Source organism: Iamia sp. (assembly GCF_035575815.1).
In the GTDB taxonomy this organism is placed as follows: Bacteria; Actinomycetota; Acidimicrobiia; order Acidimicrobiales; family Iamiaceae; genus Iamia.
Genome location: NZ_DATLXO010000113.1, coordinates 1 through 16,957 on the forward strand (window position 1 = coordinate 1; position 16,957 = coordinate 16,957).

Below are 16,957 nucleotides of genomic sequence, written 5' to 3' on the forward strand. Positions count from 1 at the left end.
TCACCGAGATGGAGAACATCTCAGCAGCAGCCGGCGAGATCCTCCTCCGTCAACCAACCCCGCCGAGGCCATCGGACCGCACACGGCCCTGACCAGAGAAAGTGGGGGGCCAAAACGTCATCCAGAAGTGCGGAACGTCAGCCGGGCGCGAGTCAGGTACGCAATTCCTCGGGCGGGGAGAGGGAGGAGTGGGTCAAGCCGGGTGACACGGATCGCTCGACCGGACACCATGGTGAGGTGATCGTGGTGCGCAGGGCAGATGGCGGAGACGTCGGCGGGTGCGTCGCCCTGCTGGCCCGCCTCCCAGAGCACTTCACCCCGGACCCCTCGTCCAGGGCGTTGCACCCGGTCGTGAGGGTGCGGTGCGGGTTCTGCTCGAGGTTGCCGGCCTTGCGCTCGGCCGGGCCCGTCGTGAAGTGCAGGGCACCGTCGAGCCACACCGTGAGCAGCGGGGTCACGTGCGGGCGCCCGTCGGGGCGCACCGTCGACAGCCAGCCCACCCCGGCCTCGGCCAGCGCTCGCCGGCCCTCGGCCCACGGGGTGGCCGTGGCCGCCTCGCTGCTGTATCGGGCGTCCAGGGTGGTCTCGGGCTCGACCTCGGCCATGTCGTCGTGCTCCTCGTCTCGTCGATCGGTACAGGGTGACGACTGCAGTGGGCCGCCGATCTCATCGGTGATGCCCGCGAGCTCTCAGGACGACGTCGCCGCCGCCAGACCGGCCCGGGTGGCGGCCACGGCGGCGGCGCCGGCCGCATCCATGGCCTCCAGCGATCGGGCGGCGCGGCAGAACAGGAACGCCCCTTCGAGGAGCATCAGGAAGACCTGGGCCAGGGTCCGGGCGGCCTCGGCGCCGAGGCCCTCGGCCTGGTACCGGTCGGCCAGGCCCTGGATCCAGCTCTCGAAGACCTCGGCACAGGCGACGCGCAGCGGTTCGCTCGTGCTCGACACCTCCAGCGCCACGGTGGCGATGGGGCAGGCGTCGGCGTAGCCCGACGTCCGCAGCGCCTCGCCCGCGCCGACGAAGGCGGCCTCGACGGCCGTGACCAGGTCGGGCTCGGCGTCCATCGCCTCCTTGACCAGCAGGGCGTAGGCGGCGCCCGACCAGCGGACGACCTCGGCGCCCAGCTGCTCCTTCCCGCCGGGGAAGAAGTGGTACACGGAGCCGAACGGGGCGCTGGCGTTGGTGACGATCTGCTTCATGCCCGTGCCGACGTAGCCCTGGCGCAGGAAGAGCTCGGCGCCCGCTTCGACGATGCGCTCACGGGTCGGCGTGGTGGCTGCGGATCCTCCGAGTTGCGACATCGGCCCATCCTACCTATCGTCTGAGTAGAGCGATCTATCTAGTCGGCTCCGAGGGCAGGAGGCAACCATGGCGACAGACAACGACCGAGCCGTCCGGGGGGCGGCGGCGGTCTTCGCCGCAGGCTTCCTGGTCCACAACGCCGATCACGCCCGGCGCGGCATCGACGTCGTGACCGATCACGTGATCTGGGCCGGCACCACCGTGGCCATGCTGGCCGCAGTGGTGCTGACGCTCATCGCGACCCGCCACGCGCTGGCGCCCTTCGCTGCTGCCGTGGCCGGGTTCTCCATCGCCGTGGGCGTGAGCCTCTCGCACCTGGTTCCCCGGTGGAGCGCTCTCAGCGACCCGCTGCCCGGTGGCGAGGTCGACGCCTTCACCTGGGTGGCGGTGCTGGCGGAGGTCGGCGGTGCTCTGCTCCTCGGCCTCGCCGGCCTGGCGACGGCCCGTCGCCAGGGCTACCTGCTGTCCGCCCCGGACACGGTTCGCGTCGGCCACGAACCCGAAGCGCCCCGCGGCCACGACAAGGGGTCGCTCCCCGCGACGTGACGATCAGGTGTCGCCCGCACCACGGGGGCGGAGCAGGGGTGGGGAGCGGGCGCGGCCCTGAGAGTCTCGGCCGCGGAAGGTGCAGCAGCGAGTCTCGGCCACGGAAGGTGCAGCCGGAAGTCGTGGGTGTGCCGTGCGTGGCTCGGCGAGACTCGTGGGTGTGACCGAGGGCGAGCGACGGACGTGGCGCCAGATCGTCGACGCCTCCTACAGCGACGAGGTCGAGCGGTTCTACGAGCAGCACCAATCGCTCCTCGACGAGAGCCTCGACCCTCGTGGTCCCGCCCTCTTCTTCGACCTGGCCGCCGAGTGGGGCCTCGACGCGTCGTCCCACGCCCTCGACGTCGGGAGCCGCGATGGGCGCCACCTCGCGTCCGTCTCCTCCCGCTTCGGGTGCCGGGTGACCGGGGTCGAGCCGGCCGAGGGGAACCTGGCGCGCATGGGTCGCCGCGGGGGCGGAGCACCGCCCCACCCCGTGGCGCGGGGCGTCGCCGAGGCCCTGCCCTTCGCTGACGCGACGTTCGACCTGGCGTGGGCGCGCGACGTCCTCGTGCACGTCGAGCCACTCGCCGTCGCCTTCGCCGAGTGCCGCCGGGTTCTGCGCCCCGGAGCGCCGCTCCTCGTCTACAACGTCTTCGCCACGTCCCTGCTCGAACCGGGCGAGGCGGCGCGGCTGTTCCGGGCCACCGCGGCCGTCCCGACCAGCGTCGACCGGGTCGCCTTCGAGCGGGCGGCGGTCGACGCCGGGTTCGGCATCGAACACCGAGACGAGCTGGCTAGCGAGTGGCGGGAACACACCGAGGAGCACAGCGGGCAATCGACGAGCCGGCAGCTGCTTCGCGTCGCCCGCCTGCTGCGCCAGCCCGAGCACTACCGGGCGCGGATCGGCGCCGCCGCCTACGACGTCGAGGTCGGCAACTGCCTCTTCGGCATCTACCAGATGCTCGGCAAGCTCAGCCCCGCCCTCTACGTCCTCCGCTGACCTGCGGGGGCGCCGGCTCCCGGACGACGAGCCGTGGTGCGGCCATGCCTCCACCAGTAGGCACTCGACGTCGTGGCGGTCGAGGGCCGCCGCTATTGGCTCAAGATCGGGTGAGGGGGGCAGATCGCTGGGCACGGAACCAGGCGATGATCTCGTCAGCGTCGATGAGCCGGCGGCCGTCATCGGCGACGATCCCGCCCGGGTCGTCGATCGTGGGGTCGGGCAGCGACGCCCAGTCGATCGACGCCAGGTGCTCGGCGGCGTCGATCACCGGCAAGCCCGTCACGTCTGAGACCCTGCCGGTCAGCCGAGGCGGCTGCGGGCGGCGACGAGGCGGGCGCCTCGTGGCGTCGGCGGCGACCTCATCCATGCATCGAGGGTAGACGGGTCGCCGACAGCACCACCGGGGCGGCGGCGAGGTCGTCGGTGGGGGCGGGGCGGTCCATGACGGCGGTTGCCCCCGGGCAGGCACTCGTCCAAGATCGCGGCGTGGCGTGAAGCGGAGGAGCGTACGACGTGGCCGCCGATCCGCAGGCTGCCGCCGGGGCCGAGGTGCTGCACCGCCTCGACGTGGCCGCCGGGGCGACCGTGGTCGACGCCGGGTGCGGATCGGGCCGCGTCACCGAGCTGCTCCTCGAGCGCCACCCCGACGTCACGGTCGTGGCGCTCGACGCCTCGCCCAGCATGCTCGCCGCCGCCGGCGACCGGCTGGCCCGGTTCGGGGGGCGCGTCGTGCTGCGGCAGGCTGACCTGGGCAAGGCGTGGCCGCTCGACGGTCCCGCCGACGCGGTGGTCTCGACCAGCACCTTCCACTGGGTGCTCGACCACGACCGGCTCTTCGGCCACGTGTTCGCCGCCCTCCGGCCGGGGGGCGCCCTGGTTGCCCAGTGCGGGGGCCACGGCAGCCTCCGAGCCGTGCTCGCAACGGCGGCGTCGAGGGGTGTCGCCGTCGAGGGGCGCAACACCTACGCCACCGCGGCGGACACCATCGATCGGCTGGCCGCCGCCGGCTTCGTTGACGTCTGGGTCTGGCTCCAGCCCGAACCGGTCGCGTTCCCGACGCGAGAGGCGCTGGCGGCCTACCTCGCCGACTCCGCCCTCGCCCCCTACGACGGTGGGGTCGCGGCCGCCGCGGGTGTGGCCGCCGCCCTCCCCGCGCCGGTGGCCGACTTCGTCCGGCTCAACGTCCTCGCCCGCCGCGCCGCTCCGTGATGATGAAGATCGCCGCCTACCAGGCGCCGTACCTGCCGTTCGGGTCGTTCGACGCGATCGGCCTGATCGCCGAGCAGCTCCCCGTCTGCGAGGCCCAGGGGGTCGAGGTGCTGTGCTGCCCGGAGGCGGTCGTGGGCGGGCTGGCCCACGAGTCCGACGGCCAGTCGCCGGCCGACGTCGCCCTCGCCGTCGAGGGCGGCGAGCTGGCGGGGGTGCTGGCGCCGCTGATGGGCACGTCGGTGACGCTGATCGTCGGGTTCACCGAGCGGGACCCCGCCGGGGCGCTGTTCAGCTCCGCCGCCGTCGTGCAGGAGGGAACGCTCGTCGCCGTCCACCGCAAGGTGTTTCCCGGGTACCGGACCGCGTTCCGGGCCGGCATCGAGCTGCCGGTGTTCGCCCGGGACCCGATGCCGTTCGGGGTGATGATCTGCAACGACATCTGGTACCTCGAGCCGGCGCGCGTGTTGGCGTCCCGGGGGGCGGCGACGATCTTCGTGCCGACCAACAGCGGTCACCTCCGGAAAGAGGCCGATGCCGATGCGCTCCGACCCCGGGGCACCAACCTGCCCTCGCCCGGGCGGTGGAGAACGCCACGACGATCGTGGTCGCCGACATCGCCGGGCGCCAGGGCGGGCGTTCGGCCCTGGGGAGCAGCCTGATCGTCGACCCCGACGGCGTCGTCCTGGCCGGGGCGGAACCCGACGGCGAGGCGTTGCTGGTCGCCGAGGTGGAGGCTGCCCGCCGCGCCATCGGCCCTCGAGGTCGGGACGGTCACCGGAACCCGGCCGTCACCGAGGCCTTCACCGCCCTGTGGCGGCCGGACGCCGTCTGAGAGACGCCATCGGCCGACCTCCAGCCGGAGGCGGCGGCGAGGATCCGGACGAGGGACCCGAAGCGTCGCACGACGTGACGCCCTCGGCCCGGACCCGCCCACCGCCGAGGCCGCCTGAACCGAGGACGCCCTGAACCGAGGACGCCCTGAACCGAGGACGTGGCGGCGGGAACCAGGTTGCCGTCGTCGGCCGAACTGGGTTGGATTCCCCGTGCCATGACCGCGTCCGCCTCGACCTCCGACCCGGCCTCGACCTCCGACCCGGCCTCGAACTCCGACCCGGCCTCGACCTCCGACCCGGCCTCGAACTCCGACCCGGCCACGAGGCCCGACCGCACGGTGATCCGGAGGGGGATGGCGCTGCTGTGGCGCTCGGTGCGCACCCACCCGGCCCCGTTCTCGGTATCGGTCGTGGGCGCCACGGTGTTCGCCCTGATGACGGTCGCGTCGACCGCGGCGCTCGGCCGAGTCACCGACGACGTGATCGTGCCCGCCCTCTCCGGCGAGCGCGCCGGGGGCACCTTCGGGGGGGTCGACGGTGGCACCGTGCTGGTGGTCACCGGAGCCGTGGTCGTCATCTCCCTGGTGCGGGCGGCCGGGGTGGTGGCCCGCCGCTACTTCTGCGGCGTGGCCACCTTCCGCATGGGGGCGACGTGGCGGGGCCAGCTGGCCGAGCGCTACGTCGCGGCGCCGCTGCGCTTCCACACCCGGCGCCCGGCCGGTGAGCTCATGGCCCACGCCGACAACGACGCTCTGAAGGCCATCGAGTTCATCAACCCGGCGCCCTTCTCGATGAGCGCGTTCGTCATCGGGGCTGCAGCGTTCGCCCGGTTGCTCGTGGTCGACTGGGTGCTCGCCGTCGTCGCCCTCGCCGTGTTCCCGACGCTGCTGGTGGCCAACCGGCTCTACACCGCGCGCGTCGAGCACCCCGCAGCTCGCGGGCAGGCGCGCTACGGCGACATGGCGTCGGTCGCCCACGAGAGCTTCGACGGTGCCCTGGTCGTCAAGGTCCTGGGCCTCGCCGACCACGAACGCGACCGCTTCGCCCGGTCCACCGATGCGCTGCGCCGCGAGCGCGTGCAGGTGGGCGAGCTGCGGGCCTGGTTCGAGCCGGGCCTCACCGCGCTGCCCAACCTGGGCTCGGTGGCCGTGGTCGGGCTGGGGGCGTGGCGCCTCTCGACCGGTGCAGTGACCGAGGGCGGCATCGTCGAGGCCCTCGCCCTGTTCGCGGTGCTGGCGACGCCGATGCGGGTGATGGGCTACCTGTTGCAGTCGATCCCGCCGTCGGTGGTGGCCGCCGACCGCCTCGATCGGGTGCTGACCCTCGACGCCGATGAGCGTCACCCGGCCCGGGGGTCGGCGACCCTGCCCGCGGGCCCGCTGTCGGTGGAGGTCACGGGCCTCGGCTTCGCCCACGACCCGGCGGTGCCGGTGCTCGACGACGTGTCGTTCTCCGTTGCGCCCGGCGAGGTCGTGGCCCTCACCGGCGCGACCGCCGGGGGCAAGACGTCGCTGTGCCTCTGCGTGGCCGGCCTGCTCGAACCCACCGCCGGCACCGTGCGCCTCGGTGGCGTCGACATCGTCGACCTCGAACCGGCGGCGCTGCCCGACGCGGTCGGCTTCGTGTTCCAGGAGACCTTTCTCTTCGCCGACACCGTGGCTGCCAACGTGCTGGCCGGCACCGACTCGGAGGTCAGCCGGTCCCTGGAGGTCGACGCCGAGCTCAATGGCGCCCTCGCCCGGGCTCGGGCCGACGGCTTCGTGGCGGCCCTGCCCGCCGGCCTCGAGACCGAGCTGGGCGAGCGGGGCGTGACCCTCTCGGGCGGGCAGCGCCAGCGCCTGGCCCTCGCCCGGGCCCTGGTGCGGCGGCCCCGGCTGCTCGTGCTCGACGACGCCACCAGCGCCATCGACGCCACCGTCGAGGAGCAGATCCTCACCGGGTTGGGCCGTGAGCTGGAGACCACGACGCTCGTCGTCGCCCACCGGGTGTCGACCATCCGCCTCGCCGACCGGGTGGTGTTCCTCGACGGGGGACGGGTCGCCGCCGTCGGCCCCCACGACGAGCTGTTGGCCACCGTGCCCGCCTACGCCGCCCTGGTGCGGGCCTACGCCGAGGGTCGGGCCGACGGCCCTGGTCGTTCCGCCGGTCCCGACGCCGCGTCGGGGAACGGGCTCGACCCGCCGTCGCCGGACAGCCCTGGCGCGGCGACCGTCGCGCCCGGCGGACCGGAGCCGGTCACGACGGGTGGGGCGCCGTGAGCACCCCCCTGCCGATCGAGACCGGCACCGACGAGGTCCACGGCCGCGAGCCCGGCGACATTCTCGACGCCGGCCCTGCGCTCCAGGGCGGCTCGGTCGACGCGTTCCGGCGCATCGTGGCCGAGATGCCCGAGCTCAAGGTCGGGGTGGGCCTCTCGGCTGGGCTCGCCCTCGCCACCTCCGCCGGCCGGGTGGTCGTCCCGATCCTCGTCCAGCAGGTCCTCGACCGCGGGATCCTCGGTCCCGACGGTTACCGCCCCGGCTTCGTGGCCGCCACCACCGCGGTCGGCGTTGTCGCCGTGCTCGGCTTCTGGCTGCTCGGACGGGTCACCCTGGCGCGCCTCACGCGTGCGGTCGAGGCGGGTCTGGCCGGGCTGCGGGTGCGGACCTTCGACCACATCCACCGCCTCGCCGCCGCAGATCACACCGAGTCACGCCGCGGTGTGCTCGTCGCCCGGGTCACCAGCGACGTTGAGACCCTCGCCCAGTTCTGGCAGTGGGGAGCGATGGTGTGGATCACCTCGACGGCGGCCATCGCCGGCATCACCGTCGTGATGCTCGTCTACTCCTGGCCCCTGGCCCTGCTCACGGTGGCGGTGTTCGTGCCCGTCACGATCCTGCTGCGCCACCTCCAGCGCCGTCAGCTGCGGATCTGGGACACGGTGCGGACCCGGGTGGGCGACACCCTGGGGGAGTTCTCCGAGACCATCGGCGGCGCCCCCGTCATCCGGGCCTACGGGTTAGAGCATCGAGGTCGGCGCCGCCTGAGCCGGGCCGTCGACGAGCAGTGCCGCGCCGAGGTCCGAGCGGCGCGCATGTTCGCCCTGATGTTCCCCCTCGGCGACATCTTCGGGGCGCTGGCGGTGGCGGCCGTCGCCGCGGTCGGGGTGTGGCAGGGCCCGGCCTGGGGCCTCGACGCCGGGGAGATGGTGGCCTTCTTGTTCCTCGTGACGCTGCTCACTCAGCCGGTGGCCGAGCTGGGCGAGGTCCTCGACCAGACCCAGAGCGCGGCAGCCGGTGCCCGCAAGGTGCTCACCGCTCTCGACGTGCCCGTCGCCATCACCGAACCCGACCCCGGAACGCCGCTGCCCGAGGGAGCCCTCGGCGTAGCGGTGACCGGCGTCGACTTCGCCTACCGCACGGGCCCACCGGTGCTGCACGACATCGACGTCACCATCGCTCCCGGCACCTCGGTGGCCGTCGTGGGCGAGACCGGCTCGGGCAAGACGACCTTCGCCAGCCTCCTCGTCCGCCTGGCCGATCCCGTCGCCGGCACCATCGAGGTCGGCGGCGTCGACCTGCGGGCCGCGGCCCCGGCGTCGCGCCTGGTCCGGGTGCGGATGGTGCCCCAGGACGGCTTCCTCTTCGCGGCGACGGTGCGGGAGAACATCCGCCTCGGACGGCTCGACGCCACCGACGCCGAGATCGAAGCCGCCATCGACACTCTCGGCCTGCGCTGGTGGGTGGACCGGCTGCCCCGCGGCCTCGACACGGACTCCGGCGAGCGGGGGGGCTCGCTCTCGGTCGGTGAGCGCCAGCTCGTGGCCCTCGTGCGTGCCCAGGTGTCGGACCCGGGGCTGCTCGTGCTCGACGAGGCCACCTCGGCGGTCGACCCGGAGACCGAGCAGGCCCTGGCCATCGCCCTCACCCGCCTGGCCGCCGGGCGCACCACCGTCACCGTGGCCCACCGGCTCTCGACCGCCGAGCGGGCCGACGTGGTGCTGGTGTTCGACCGGGGCCGCCTCGTCGAGTCCGGAACCCACGCCGAGCTGGTGGCCGCGGACGGCACCTACGCCGCGCTGCACCGCTCGTGGGTCGGCGGCACCCGCACGTCGTGACCCGGGGCGAAGCCACGGACGTAGGCCCGCGCCCGTCGTGACCCGGCCGCCGCCACGCCCGCCCACCCGGCCTGGCAGGCTGGGGCGGTGAAGTACGTGGTCTGCGTCCCCGATGGCTGTGCCGATGAGCCCGTCGCCGAGCTGGGCGGGCTCACGCCGCTCCAGGCCGCGTCGACACCCGTGCTCGACTCTCTCGCGGCGCGCGGTGAGGTCGGGCGGGCGGCAGTGATCCCGGCCGGGATGCCTCCGGGCAGCGACGTCGGCAACATGAGCATCCTCGGCTACGACCCGGTCCTGCACCACACCGGACGGGCCCCGATCGAGGCTGCCGCCCTGGGCCTGCACCTGCGTCCCGACCAGATCGCCTACCGCTGCAACCTGGTGAGCATCACCGACGACGGCACGCCCGAGGGCGTCATGGCCGACTTCGCCGGTGGTCACCCCTCGACCGAGGCCGCGGCCGAAGTGATCCGGACCCTCGATGCCGAGCTCGGCGGCGATGGCATCGAGTTCCACCCCGGCGTCGGTTACCGCCACATCATGGTCGCACCCCGGGATCTGGTCGAGGCCGACTGCACGCCGCCCCACGACCTGAGTGACAAGCCGGCCGTTCGACCCACCGGGCCGGCGGCGCCCCGCCTCCGGGAGCTCATGGAGGCCAGCCGAGCGATCGTGGGCCCGTCGGGGCTGGGTGCCACCCAGGTCTGGTTGTGGGGTCAGGGCTCCCAGCCCCGGCTCCCGTCGTTCACCGCCACCCACGGCGTCCGCGCCGGCATGGTCACCGCGGTCGACCTGGTGCGGGGCCTGGGCGTGCTCACCGGCATGGACGTCGTTGCGGTCGAGGGCGCCACCGGCTGGTACGACACCGACTACGAGGCCAAGCGCGACGCCGCCCTGGCCGGGCTCGGGTCCGGGGCCGACCTCTTCGTGGTCCACGTCGAGGCCACCGACGAGGCCGGCCACGCCGGCGACGTGGAGCAGAAGGTCGCGGCCCTCGAGGCCTGGGACCACCGCATCCTCGCCGGGCTGGTCGAGGGCCTCCACACGATGGGGCCGTGGCGCCTGCTGCTGCTGCCCGACCACGCCACGCCGGTGCGCACCAAGACCCACACGGCGGACCCGGTGCCCTACCTGCTCGTCGACTCCGCCGTCGACGGCCCCGGCGGCACCTACACCGAACCCGGCGTGGCCGACCTCCCGGTCGTCCCGGGTCACCAGCTCCTCGGTCGTCTGGTCGGCGCCGAGGGCACCTGACGCCCGCCCGCCGCCCTCCGAAACGGTGAGCATCCACCCACCGATCGGCGGGCAGGTGCCCACCAGCGCGCAGAAGAGGGTCTGCGCCTGTGTGGGTGCGGGCTGACCGGACGGCTATGATCCTGGGGTTCCCTGTGGGGTTGTCCGGCGGTCACCGCCGGCCCCGCAACGGGACATCCCTTCTCCCCTCCGGCGTTGCCTCCGGCGCCTCGTGGCGTCCCGGCCCGCCGAACGGCGGAGCCCGGCGCGGGCTCCCGAAAGCGAGGTAGCCATGAGTGGCTTCGAACGTGCCCTCCTCGAGGGCAAGGAGCGCGACGAGCTCAGCAAGATCGCCGAGTCGCTGGGAAAGAAGCCGCCGGCGCGGGCGAAGAAGGCGGCCATGATCGACCTGATCCTCGAGCTGGCCGGCGTCACCGCCGATGCTCCGGGTGAGGTGCCCGGCACCGGTCCGAGCTCCGCCGTCCCCGAGGGAACGTCCGCCGTGCTCGACGCGATGGGCGATGTGAGCTCAACCGCCGCCCCCGCCGGCGACCGCGAGGCCGCGCCGGCGGGTCGCGACGCAGGGGGACCCGCTCCCGGCCCCGGCGCCACGTCGGATCGCGATCAAGGTGACGACCGCGACGCCGACGATGGCGACGGCGGTGGGACGTCCGCTCGCGGCGAGGTGACCGGTGACCGTGATCAGGGCGGCTCGACGCGCCGCGCCCAGGGCCGAGCCGGCAACGGCCAGGATGAGGTGCGCCGAGGGGGCAACGCGCCGGGCGACCAGGCCCGCGGCAGTGACGGCAACGGTCAGGGCCGAGGTCAGGGTGACCAGGCCCGGGGCGGCCGGGGCCAAGGGCGCGGGCCCGGTGACCAGGGTTCGGACCATGGGGACCGGGGCAACCAGGGCAACCAGTCGGGCCAGGGCAACCAGTCGGGCCAGGGCAACCAGTCGAACCTGCGCGACCAGTCGAAGGACCCGAACCACAACCCGAGCCCCCAGCAGGGGTCAGTCGACGAGGACGAGGGCAACCGTCGACGTCGGCGCCGGGGCCGGGGGCGCGACGGCCAGCCCGACGCCTTCGAGGGCGAGCCCATCGCCATCGAGGGGCTGCTCGACCTCCGCGAGGACGGCTACGGATTCCTTCGCCTGCGGGGTCACCTGCCCTCGAACGACGACGTGTACGTCTCGGTGAAGCAGGTCCGCCAGTTCGGTCTGCGCAAGGGCGATCGGGTCGCGGGCAAGAGCCGGCCCGCCTCCCGCAACGAGAAGAACCCGGCCCTGCTCCAGATCGACGCCGTGAACGGGGCCGAGCCGGAGAAGGCCCGCGACCGTCGCCGCTTCGCGGACCTCACCCCGCTGTTCCCCGACGAGCGCCTCCGGCTCGAGACCGAGGGCGCGTCGGCCAACATGACCACGCGGATCATCGACCTGCTGGCTCCCATCGGGAAGGGCCAGCGGGGCCTCATCGTGTCGCCTCCGAAGGCGGGCAAGACCACGGTGATGAAGCAGATCGCCCGGGCGATCGAGCTCAACCACCCTGATGTCGAGCTGGTCGTGCTGCTGGTCGACGAGCGGCCCGAGGAGGTCACCGACATGAAGCGGTGGCTGATCGGTGGCCAGGTCGCCTCGTCGACCTTCGACCGGCCGAGCGAGGAGCACGTCGCGGTCGCCGAGCTGGTCATCGAGCAGGCCAAGCGCTCGGTCGAGGACGGCCGCGACGTCGTGATCATCCTCGACGGCATCACCCGCCTGGCGCGGGCCTACAACCTGGCTCAGCCGCCCAGCGGTCGCATCATGTCCGGGGGCATCGACGCCGGCGCCCTCTACCCGCCCAAGAAGTTCTTCGGCGCGGCCCGCAACGCCGAGGAGGGCGGGTCGCTCACCATCCTGGCCACCGCGCTGGTCGAGACCGGCTCCAAGATGGACGAGCACATCTTCGAGGAGTTCAAGGGCACCGGGAACATGGAGCTCAGGCTCTCCCGACGCCTCGCCGAGCGGCGCATCTTCCCCGCCATCGACGTCGACGCCAGCGGAACCCGCCACGAGGAGCTGCTCTTCGAGGGTCGCCAGGTGCAGCAGGTCACCACCCTGCGCAGGGTGCTCGGGGCCCTGAAGGACAGCGAGGGGGCCACCGAGGCCGCCTCCCTCGAGCTGCTGACCGACCGCATGAGGACGTTCAAGACCAACGCCGACTTCCTGGCCGAGATCGCCAAGGCCCGGGTCGCCGGCACCTGACCGGGGCGGCGCCCCCCGAACGGTGGGGAATGGACCGATGTTGGACACACTGGAAGCCCCGTTTGGGCCGATGGGCCCGTCAGGGCGAGACTGGAGACACCATGAGGACCGAGATCCACCCCACCTACACCGACACCCCGGTGACCTGCTCGTGCGGCAACACGTTCACCACCCGCTCGACCGCGGACAAGCTCACCAGCGAGCTGTGCAACGAGTGCCACCCCTTCTACACCGGCAAGCAGAAGCTGGTGGACACCGGTGGCCGCATCGACCGCTTCGAGCGGCGCTACGGGGCCCGCAAGAACAGCAAGGTCGTCCGCGACGAATAGAGGCGTGATCGACCCGGCGCGCGCCGCCTCGCTCCAGGCGGCCCGGCTCCGGACCCTCACCCGTGACCGGGTGGGGCCCGATGCCGTCCCCTCAGCGTTCCCCGGTGGTGCCGCCCTGGTCGACGGACCACGCGGGTGGGCCCTCCTGGCCGGCGAGGCCTCGACCAGCCTCGGCGGCGCCCTCGCCTGGGCCCGGCGGGTCGGCGCCGCCCGCCTCGACGTGCTGGCCGACGCAGGAGCGGCGGCCGGCCTCGTGGCCCGCCGCGCCGCGTTCTTCGCTCCCGCACCGGGGGTGTGGAGCGTCGACGGCTCGACCACGAGCCCCGCCGCCCCCGACCCGGCGACGGTGCCCTTGCCGCCGCCCGATGCCCCCGAGCTGCGGATGATGTTCGCCGAGGCCGGCCTCGAGGTCGTCGAGGAGGACGGCATGACCCTCGGCGAGATGCTGGGCCTCGAGGTGGCGCGCATCGTCCACGGCTCTGACGGCCCCGAGCTAGCCGTCGGCGTGGGGCGCTTCGACCGCGAGATCACCGAGATGACCCACGCCCACCTGGCCCCGGCCGATCGGGTCGCCCGCGTCACCGAGATCGTGGCTGGCTACCGCCGTCCCGAGGCCCCGCCCCACCCATTGAACCAGATGGTGCCCGAGCGCTGGCTCCGGGCCGCCCTGGTGACCGACCCAGCCCGGGTCGGGGCCTCCGCGCTGCACCCGGTGCCGTCGGTGAGAGGACGCCGGAACCTGCTCGAGACGGGCATCGCCTCGGCCGTCGGCACCGACACCGACGGCCGACCCCTGGTGGTCACCTGCTCCACGGGGGTCGACCTCGACCTCGTTCCCGCAGCCGCGGATGACCGCGCCGCCCACGCCCCCGGCGCCCGGCTGGTGCTGGTGGTCCCGGCCCGCGACGCGCTGGCGCTCACCCGCGACCTGGCTGCCCGCCTGGCCGACCCGGCCGAGGTGATCGGCCTCGACGGTGAGTGGCGGATCCCCTGGACATGACGGTGCGGCCCCTCAGGCGGAGGCCGGCACGGTGATCATCTTGCGGTCGACGTAGAAGCCGCCGAAGGGCACCGCCGAGAGCACCAGCGCCAGCAGCGTCGGACCCAGGCCCCAGCGCTGCTCCCCGCGCCCCATCATCACGAGGACCGCGTACACCAGGAAGATGATGCCGTGGATCGGTCCGACGACCGGCACGCCACCCTCACCGGCGGCATCGAAGACGTTCTTGGCGATCACCGCGGCCATGAGGGCCAGATACGACACGGCCTCGGCGACCGCCGCGATGCGCAGGGGGCGGGCCACCGACGGGAAGGAAGCGGTGGAGGTCGACGAGGGCTCGGTCACACCCAGAGGATGACGAGTCGGAGCGCGCGAGGCCAACCGGAGCGAGCAGATCAGCGTCGCACCGAGCCGGGACCGCAGCGCGACGGTGCCCCTGACGCGAACGAGCCGCCGGCCCGAAGACCGACGGCTCGGACGCAGTGCCGAGGTGCGTCAGACGACGCGGACGTTCTGGGCCTCTTCGCCCTTGCGGCCGGGGGCCACGTCGAACTCGACCTTCTGGCCTTCGTCGAGGGACTTGTAACCCTCGCCCTGGATGTTGGAGAAGTGGACGAACACGTCGTCGCCACCCTCACGCGAGATGAAGCCGTAGCCCTTCTCGGAGTTGAAGAACTTCACGGTGCCTGTGGTCAAAGTATCTGTTCCTTGCTCTGGCGACCGGGCCTCTGCCCGGTACGCGAGCGACACGGTAGATGTGGCGCTCGTAGGACACACTAGGGGAAACAGCGCGCGCCGCGCGCGCCCCGCGCCGGGAACGGTGTTCGCAGGCGGCGCCCGGCACGCCGCCGGTGGGTCCGCGATGATCAGGACCATGACCGCCGCCGACCGCTGTACCGGAGTCCTCTGATGGCGCTGCAGTGGCAGCGGTGGCTCGCCTACGCCAAGGCCCGGATCGACTCGAGTGTGCGCGAGGGCGAGCGTGAGCTCGACCGGCGCGAGGCCGATCTGGCGGCCCGGTCCGAGGGGCGCCCGTGGATCTCCAGCTCCGGCGACGCCCCGACCCTCGACGAGGCCCGGGCCCGCATCGAGGCGCAGTCCCGCACGGCAGGGGCCGCGGAAGCGGGGCCCGGGGGAGCGGGGTCCGCTCCGATCTCACCGGGCGAGGCGCAAGGGGCGCGGCCGGCGCCGTCGACGAACCCGGAGGGCGACGCCTCGCTCGAGTCCTTCGACCTGGCCGCCCACCAGAAGGCGGCCGACGATCGCCTGGCGGCCATCCGCGACGAGCTGGGCCTGGGCGGCGACGACCCGCCGGCTCCACGTAGGGACTGACCGGTCCGAGCCCGGTCCGGGACGGCGCCGAGGAGCCCCGGTGCGCCGGGGACCGCACGGAGGTGACCGCTACGGTGACCGGGATGCTGGCCCGCCTGAACGACCTGGCGCGCGAGCTCCTCGACGTCGAGGCCCGCCTGTCGGACCCCGACACCTACGCCGATCAGGTCGCGTCGGCGGATCTGGCCCGGCGGCACAAGGAGCTCGAGGCGATCGTGTCGCGGAGCCGGTTGCTGGCGAAGTCCACTGCGGACCTCGCCACCGCCCGGGAGATGTACGCCGAGGCCGACGGCGACGACCGGGCCCTCCTGCGCAGTGAGATCGAGGAGTCCGAGGCCGCCGTGGCGCGCCTCACCGCCGAGATCCGCCTGCTGTTGCTGCCCCGCGACCCCAACGACGACCGCAACGTGATCGTCGAGATCCGGGGGGCCGAGGGGGGCGAGGAGGGGAACCTCTTCGCCCGGGACCTCTTCGAGATGTACAAGGCCTGGTCGGCCCGACGGGGCTGGGTGTTCGAGGTGCTCGGCGCCGAGGCCTCGGACATGGGCGGCTACGACGAGGTCACCTTCCAGGTGAAGGGCGACGGCGTGTGGTCGCGCCTGAAGCACGAGGGCGGCCCGCACCGCGTGCAGCGCGTGCCCGCGACCGAGGCCAAGGGCCGCGTCCACACCTCGATCGCGACGGTGACGGTGCTGCCCGAGGCCGACGAGGTCGACGTGACCATCGACCCCGGCGACCTCCAGGTCGACGTGTACCGCTCGTCGGGACCCGGCGGCCAGTCGGTGAACACCACCGACTCCGCCGTGCGCATCACCCACCTGCCCACCGGCCTCGTCGTCTCGATGCAGGACGAGAAGAGCCAGCTGCAGAACAAGGACCGGGCCCTGCGGGTGCTGCGCAGCCGGCTCCTCAAGGCCGAGCAGGATCGCCAGGCCGCCGTTGCCTCCGAGGCTCGGCGCAGCCAGGTGGGCGGCGGCGGCCGCAGTGAGAAGATCCGCACCTACAACCTGAAGGAGAACCGGGTGACCGACCACCGCATCGGCCTCACCCTCTACCGGCTCGAGCAGGTGCTCGCCGGTGACCTCGACGACCTGAACGACGCCCTCGTCGCCGCCGACCAGGCGGAACGGATGACCGAGGGCTGATGGACGCCACCACTCCTCCGGACCCGGCCGAGGAACCCACCGACGCGACCGTGGAGGAGGCGGCGGGGTGGCTCGGTGGGCCCGTCGCTCAGGTCCCCGCCGATCGCGACGGGGTGGTGGAGGCCGACGACGCGGCGCCCGAACCCGCAGCACCGAGCGACGGGGACCTCTCGGCCGCCGAGCCTCCTCCGGAGCTCCGCGCCCCCGGTCCGATGCCCGACATGGGCGCGGACGGCACCGTTGCCTGGCGGGCCCTGCTCGCCGAGACCACCTCCACGCTCGCTCGCAACCAGGTCGACGCGGCCCCCGTCGAGGCTCGGCGCATCGTCGAGGAGGCCGCCGGCCACGACGGCTCGGCGCTGCTGGTCCACCTGGACGACCCGGCGACGGTCAGCGGTGTCGCCGCCCTCGACCGCATGGTGGAGCGTCGCCTCGGCGGAGAGCCGCTGCAGTACGTGCTCGGGCGCTGGGGCTTCCGGGCCCTCGACCTCATGGTCGACGAGCGGGTGCTGATCCCGCGGCCGGAGACCGAGGGCCTCGTCGACCACGTCCTCGCCGAGCTCGACCGCCGGGCCCGGACCACGCCCGGCGGTGGCCCGATCGACGTCCCCGTCGTGATCGACCTCGGGTGCGGAAGCGGGGCCATCGGCCTGGCCGTCGCGGCCGAGCGCCGCACCGTCGAGGTCCACGCCGTCGACGTCGAGC

19 protein-coding genes are annotated in these 16,957 nt (G+C 73.5%); 14 read left to right on the forward strand and 5 right to left on the reverse strand.

What is annotated here, in order from left to right:
- Positions 1 to 152: 152 nt before the first annotated feature.
- Together VNL12_RS11890 and VNL12_RS11895 are read right to left on the reverse strand one after the other, a co-directional pair.
- Positions 153 to 605 (reverse strand): pyridoxamine 5'-phosphate oxidase family protein, encoded by a 453-nt coding sequence (locus VNL12_RS11890; RefSeq protein ID WP_325594799.1) that lies wholly within the window; start codon positions 603 to 605, stop codon positions 153 to 155.
- Between the two features lie 84 nt (positions 606 to 689).
- Positions 690 to 1,301, reverse strand: a complete 612-nt coding sequence (locus tag VNL12_RS11895) for a TetR/AcrR family transcriptional regulator (protein WP_325594801.1) — start codon at positions 1,299 to 1,301, stop codon at positions 690 to 692.
- 67 nt (positions 1,302 to 1,368) lie between these two features.
- On the opposite strand from VNL12_RS11895, the gene VNL12_RS11900 reads away from it, so the two are divergent.
- Both VNL12_RS11900 and VNL12_RS11905 read left to right on the forward strand, forming a co-directional pair.
- Positions 1,369 to 1,848 (forward strand): hypothetical protein, encoded by a 480-nt coding sequence (locus VNL12_RS11900; RefSeq protein WP_325594803.1) that lies wholly within the window; start codon positions 1,369 to 1,371, stop codon positions 1,846 to 1,848.
- Between the two features lie 160 nt (positions 1,849 to 2,008).
- Positions 2,009 to 2,830: a class I SAM-dependent methyltransferase gene (locus VNL12_RS11905; RefSeq protein ID WP_325594805.1), complete on the forward strand. Its 822-nt coding sequence runs from the start codon at positions 2,009 to 2,011 to the stop codon at positions 2,828 to 2,830.
- A gap of 100 nt (positions 2,831 to 2,930) precedes the next feature.
- On the opposite strand, the gene VNL12_RS11910 is transcribed toward VNL12_RS11905, so the two are convergent.
- Positions 2,931 to 3,116 (reverse strand): hypothetical protein, encoded by a 186-nt coding sequence (locus VNL12_RS11910; RefSeq protein WP_325594807.1) that lies wholly within the window; start codon positions 3,114 to 3,116, stop codon positions 2,931 to 2,933.
- A gap of 230 nt (positions 3,117 to 3,346) precedes the next feature.
- Between VNL12_RS11910 and VNL12_RS11915 the strand changes: the two genes are divergently transcribed.
- From VNL12_RS11915 to VNL12_RS11955, 9 genes are all read left to right on the forward strand, one after another.
- On the forward strand, positions 3,347 to 4,042 hold the full coding sequence (locus VNL12_RS11915) for a class I SAM-dependent methyltransferase (RefSeq protein ID WP_325594809.1): 696 nt from the start codon (positions 3,347 to 3,349) through the stop codon (positions 4,040 to 4,042).
- Positions 4,042 to 4,701: a carbon-nitrogen hydrolase family protein gene (locus VNL12_RS11920; RefSeq protein ID WP_325594811.1), complete on the forward strand. Its 660-nt coding sequence runs from the start codon at positions 4,042 to 4,044 to the stop codon at positions 4,699 to 4,701. The genes VNL12_RS11915 and VNL12_RS11920 overlap by 1 nt, the downstream gene beginning before the upstream one ends.
- Positions 4,644 to 4,874, forward strand: coding sequence for a nitrilase-related carbon-nitrogen hydrolase (locus VNL12_RS11925; protein ID WP_325594813.1), 231 nt, complete (start codon positions 4,644 to 4,646; stop codon positions 4,872 to 4,874). Before VNL12_RS11920 ends, VNL12_RS11925 begins: the two co-directional genes overlap by 58 nt.
- Before the next feature lie 216 nt (positions 4,875 to 5,090).
- Positions 5,091 to 7,133, forward strand: a complete 2,043-nt coding sequence (locus VNL12_RS11930) for an ABC transporter ATP-binding protein (protein WP_325594815.1) — start codon at positions 5,091 to 5,093, stop codon at positions 7,131 to 7,133.
- A complete protein-coding gene (locus tag VNL12_RS11935) occupies positions 7,130 to 8,971 on the forward strand; it encodes an ABC transporter ATP-binding protein (RefSeq protein WP_325594817.1) in 1,842 nt (613 codons plus the stop codon). Before VNL12_RS11930 ends, VNL12_RS11935 begins: the two co-directional genes overlap by 4 nt.
- Before the next feature lie 87 nt (positions 8,972 to 9,058).
- The gene (apgM, locus tag VNL12_RS11940) at positions 9,059 to 10,225 is read left to right on the forward strand and encodes a 2,3-bisphosphoglycerate-independent phosphoglycerate mutase (protein ID WP_325594819.1); all 1,167 of its coding nucleotides are present in this window, start codon (positions 9,059 to 9,061) and stop codon (positions 10,223 to 10,225) included.
- Positions 10,226 to 10,496: 271 nt separating this feature from the next.
- Complete coding sequence (gene rho / locus VNL12_RS11945; RefSeq protein ID WP_325594821.1) at positions 10,497 to 12,446, forward strand: transcription termination factor Rho; 1,950 nt, start codon at positions 10,497 to 10,499, stop codon at positions 12,444 to 12,446.
- Positions 12,447 to 12,547: 101 nt separating this feature from the next.
- The gene (gene rpmE, locus VNL12_RS11950; RefSeq protein WP_325594823.1) at positions 12,548 to 12,775 is read left to right on the forward strand and encodes a 50S ribosomal protein L31; all 228 of its coding nucleotides are present in this window, start codon (positions 12,548 to 12,550) and stop codon (positions 12,773 to 12,775) included.
- A 4-nt stretch (positions 12,776 to 12,779) separates the two neighbouring features.
- A complete protein-coding gene (locus VNL12_RS11955) occupies positions 12,780 to 13,775 on the forward strand; it encodes a hypothetical protein (RefSeq protein WP_325594824.1) in 996 nt (331 codons plus the stop codon).
- Between the two features lie 12 nt (positions 13,776 to 13,787).
- On the opposite strand, the gene VNL12_RS11960 is transcribed toward VNL12_RS11955, so the two are convergent.
- Both VNL12_RS11960 and VNL12_RS11965 read right to left on the reverse strand, forming a co-directional pair.
- The gene (locus VNL12_RS11960) at positions 13,788 to 14,120 is read right to left on the reverse strand and encodes a DUF3817 domain-containing protein (protein ID WP_325594825.1); all 333 of its coding nucleotides are present in this window, start codon (positions 14,118 to 14,120) and stop codon (positions 13,788 to 13,790) included.
- 150 nt (positions 14,121 to 14,270) lie between these two features.
- Positions 14,271 to 14,471, reverse strand: a complete 201-nt coding sequence (locus VNL12_RS11965) for a cold-shock protein (RefSeq protein ID WP_325594827.1) — start codon at positions 14,469 to 14,471, stop codon at positions 14,271 to 14,273.
- A gap of 213 nt (positions 14,472 to 14,684) precedes the next feature.
- Here VNL12_RS11965 and VNL12_RS11970 point away from each other — a divergent pair, with 213 nt between their 5' ends.
- The 3 genes from VNL12_RS11970 to VNL12_RS11980 form a co-directional block, all read left to right on the forward strand.
- Positions 14,685 to 15,107 carry a hypothetical protein gene (locus VNL12_RS11970; RefSeq protein WP_325594829.1) on the forward strand — a complete coding sequence of 141 codons (423 nt, stop codon included), beginning with the start codon at positions 14,685 to 14,687 and terminating at the stop codon, positions 15,105 to 15,107.
- An 83-nt stretch (positions 15,108 to 15,190) separates the two neighbouring features.
- A complete protein-coding gene (gene prfA / locus VNL12_RS11975; protein ID WP_325594831.1) occupies positions 15,191 to 16,252 on the forward strand; it encodes a peptide chain release factor 1 in 1,062 nt (353 codons plus the stop codon).
- On the forward strand, positions 16,252 to 16,957 hold a 706-nt coding region (locus tag VNL12_RS11980; protein WP_325594833.1), incomplete at its 3' end, for a N5-glutamine methyltransferase family protein. The genes prfA and VNL12_RS11980, both read left to right, overlap by 1 nt.

What these genes read in the sequence shown, in the direction of transcription:
- VNL12_RS11890 (WP_325594799.1), bottom strand. Translation starts at nt 605, where the DNA reads ATGGCCGAGGTCGAGCCCGAGACCACCCTGGACGCCCGATACAGCAGC.
- VNL12_RS11930 (WP_325594815.1), top strand. Translation starts at nt 5,091, where the DNA reads ATGACCGCGTCCGCCTCGACCTCCGACCCGGCCTCGACCTCCGACCCG.
- VNL12_RS11895 (WP_325594801.1), bottom strand. Translation starts at nt 1,301, where the DNA reads ATGTCGCAACTCGGAGGATCCGCAGCCACCACGCCGACCCGTGAGCGC.
- rpmE (WP_325594823.1), top strand. Translation starts at nt 12,548, where the DNA reads ATGAGGACCGAGATCCACCCCACCTACACCGACACCCCGGTGACCTGC.
- VNL12_RS11900 (WP_325594803.1), top strand. Translation starts at nt 1,369, where the DNA reads ATGGCGACAGACAACGACCGAGCCGTCCGGGGGGCGGCGGCGGTCTTC.
- prfA (WP_325594831.1), top strand. Translation starts at nt 15,191, where the DNA reads ATGCTGGCCCGCCTGAACGACCTGGCGCGCGAGCTCCTCGACGTCGAG.
- VNL12_RS11920 (WP_325594811.1), top strand. Translation starts at nt 4,042, where the DNA reads ATGATGAAGATCGCCGCCTACCAGGCGCCGTACCTGCCGTTCGGGTCG.
- VNL12_RS11970 (WP_325594829.1), top strand. Translation starts at nt 14,685, where the DNA reads ATGGCGCTGCAGTGGCAGCGGTGGCTCGCCTACGCCAAGGCCCGGATC.
- rho (WP_325594821.1), top strand. Translation starts at nt 10,497, where the DNA reads ATGAGTGGCTTCGAACGTGCCCTCCTCGAGGGCAAGGAGCGCGACGAG.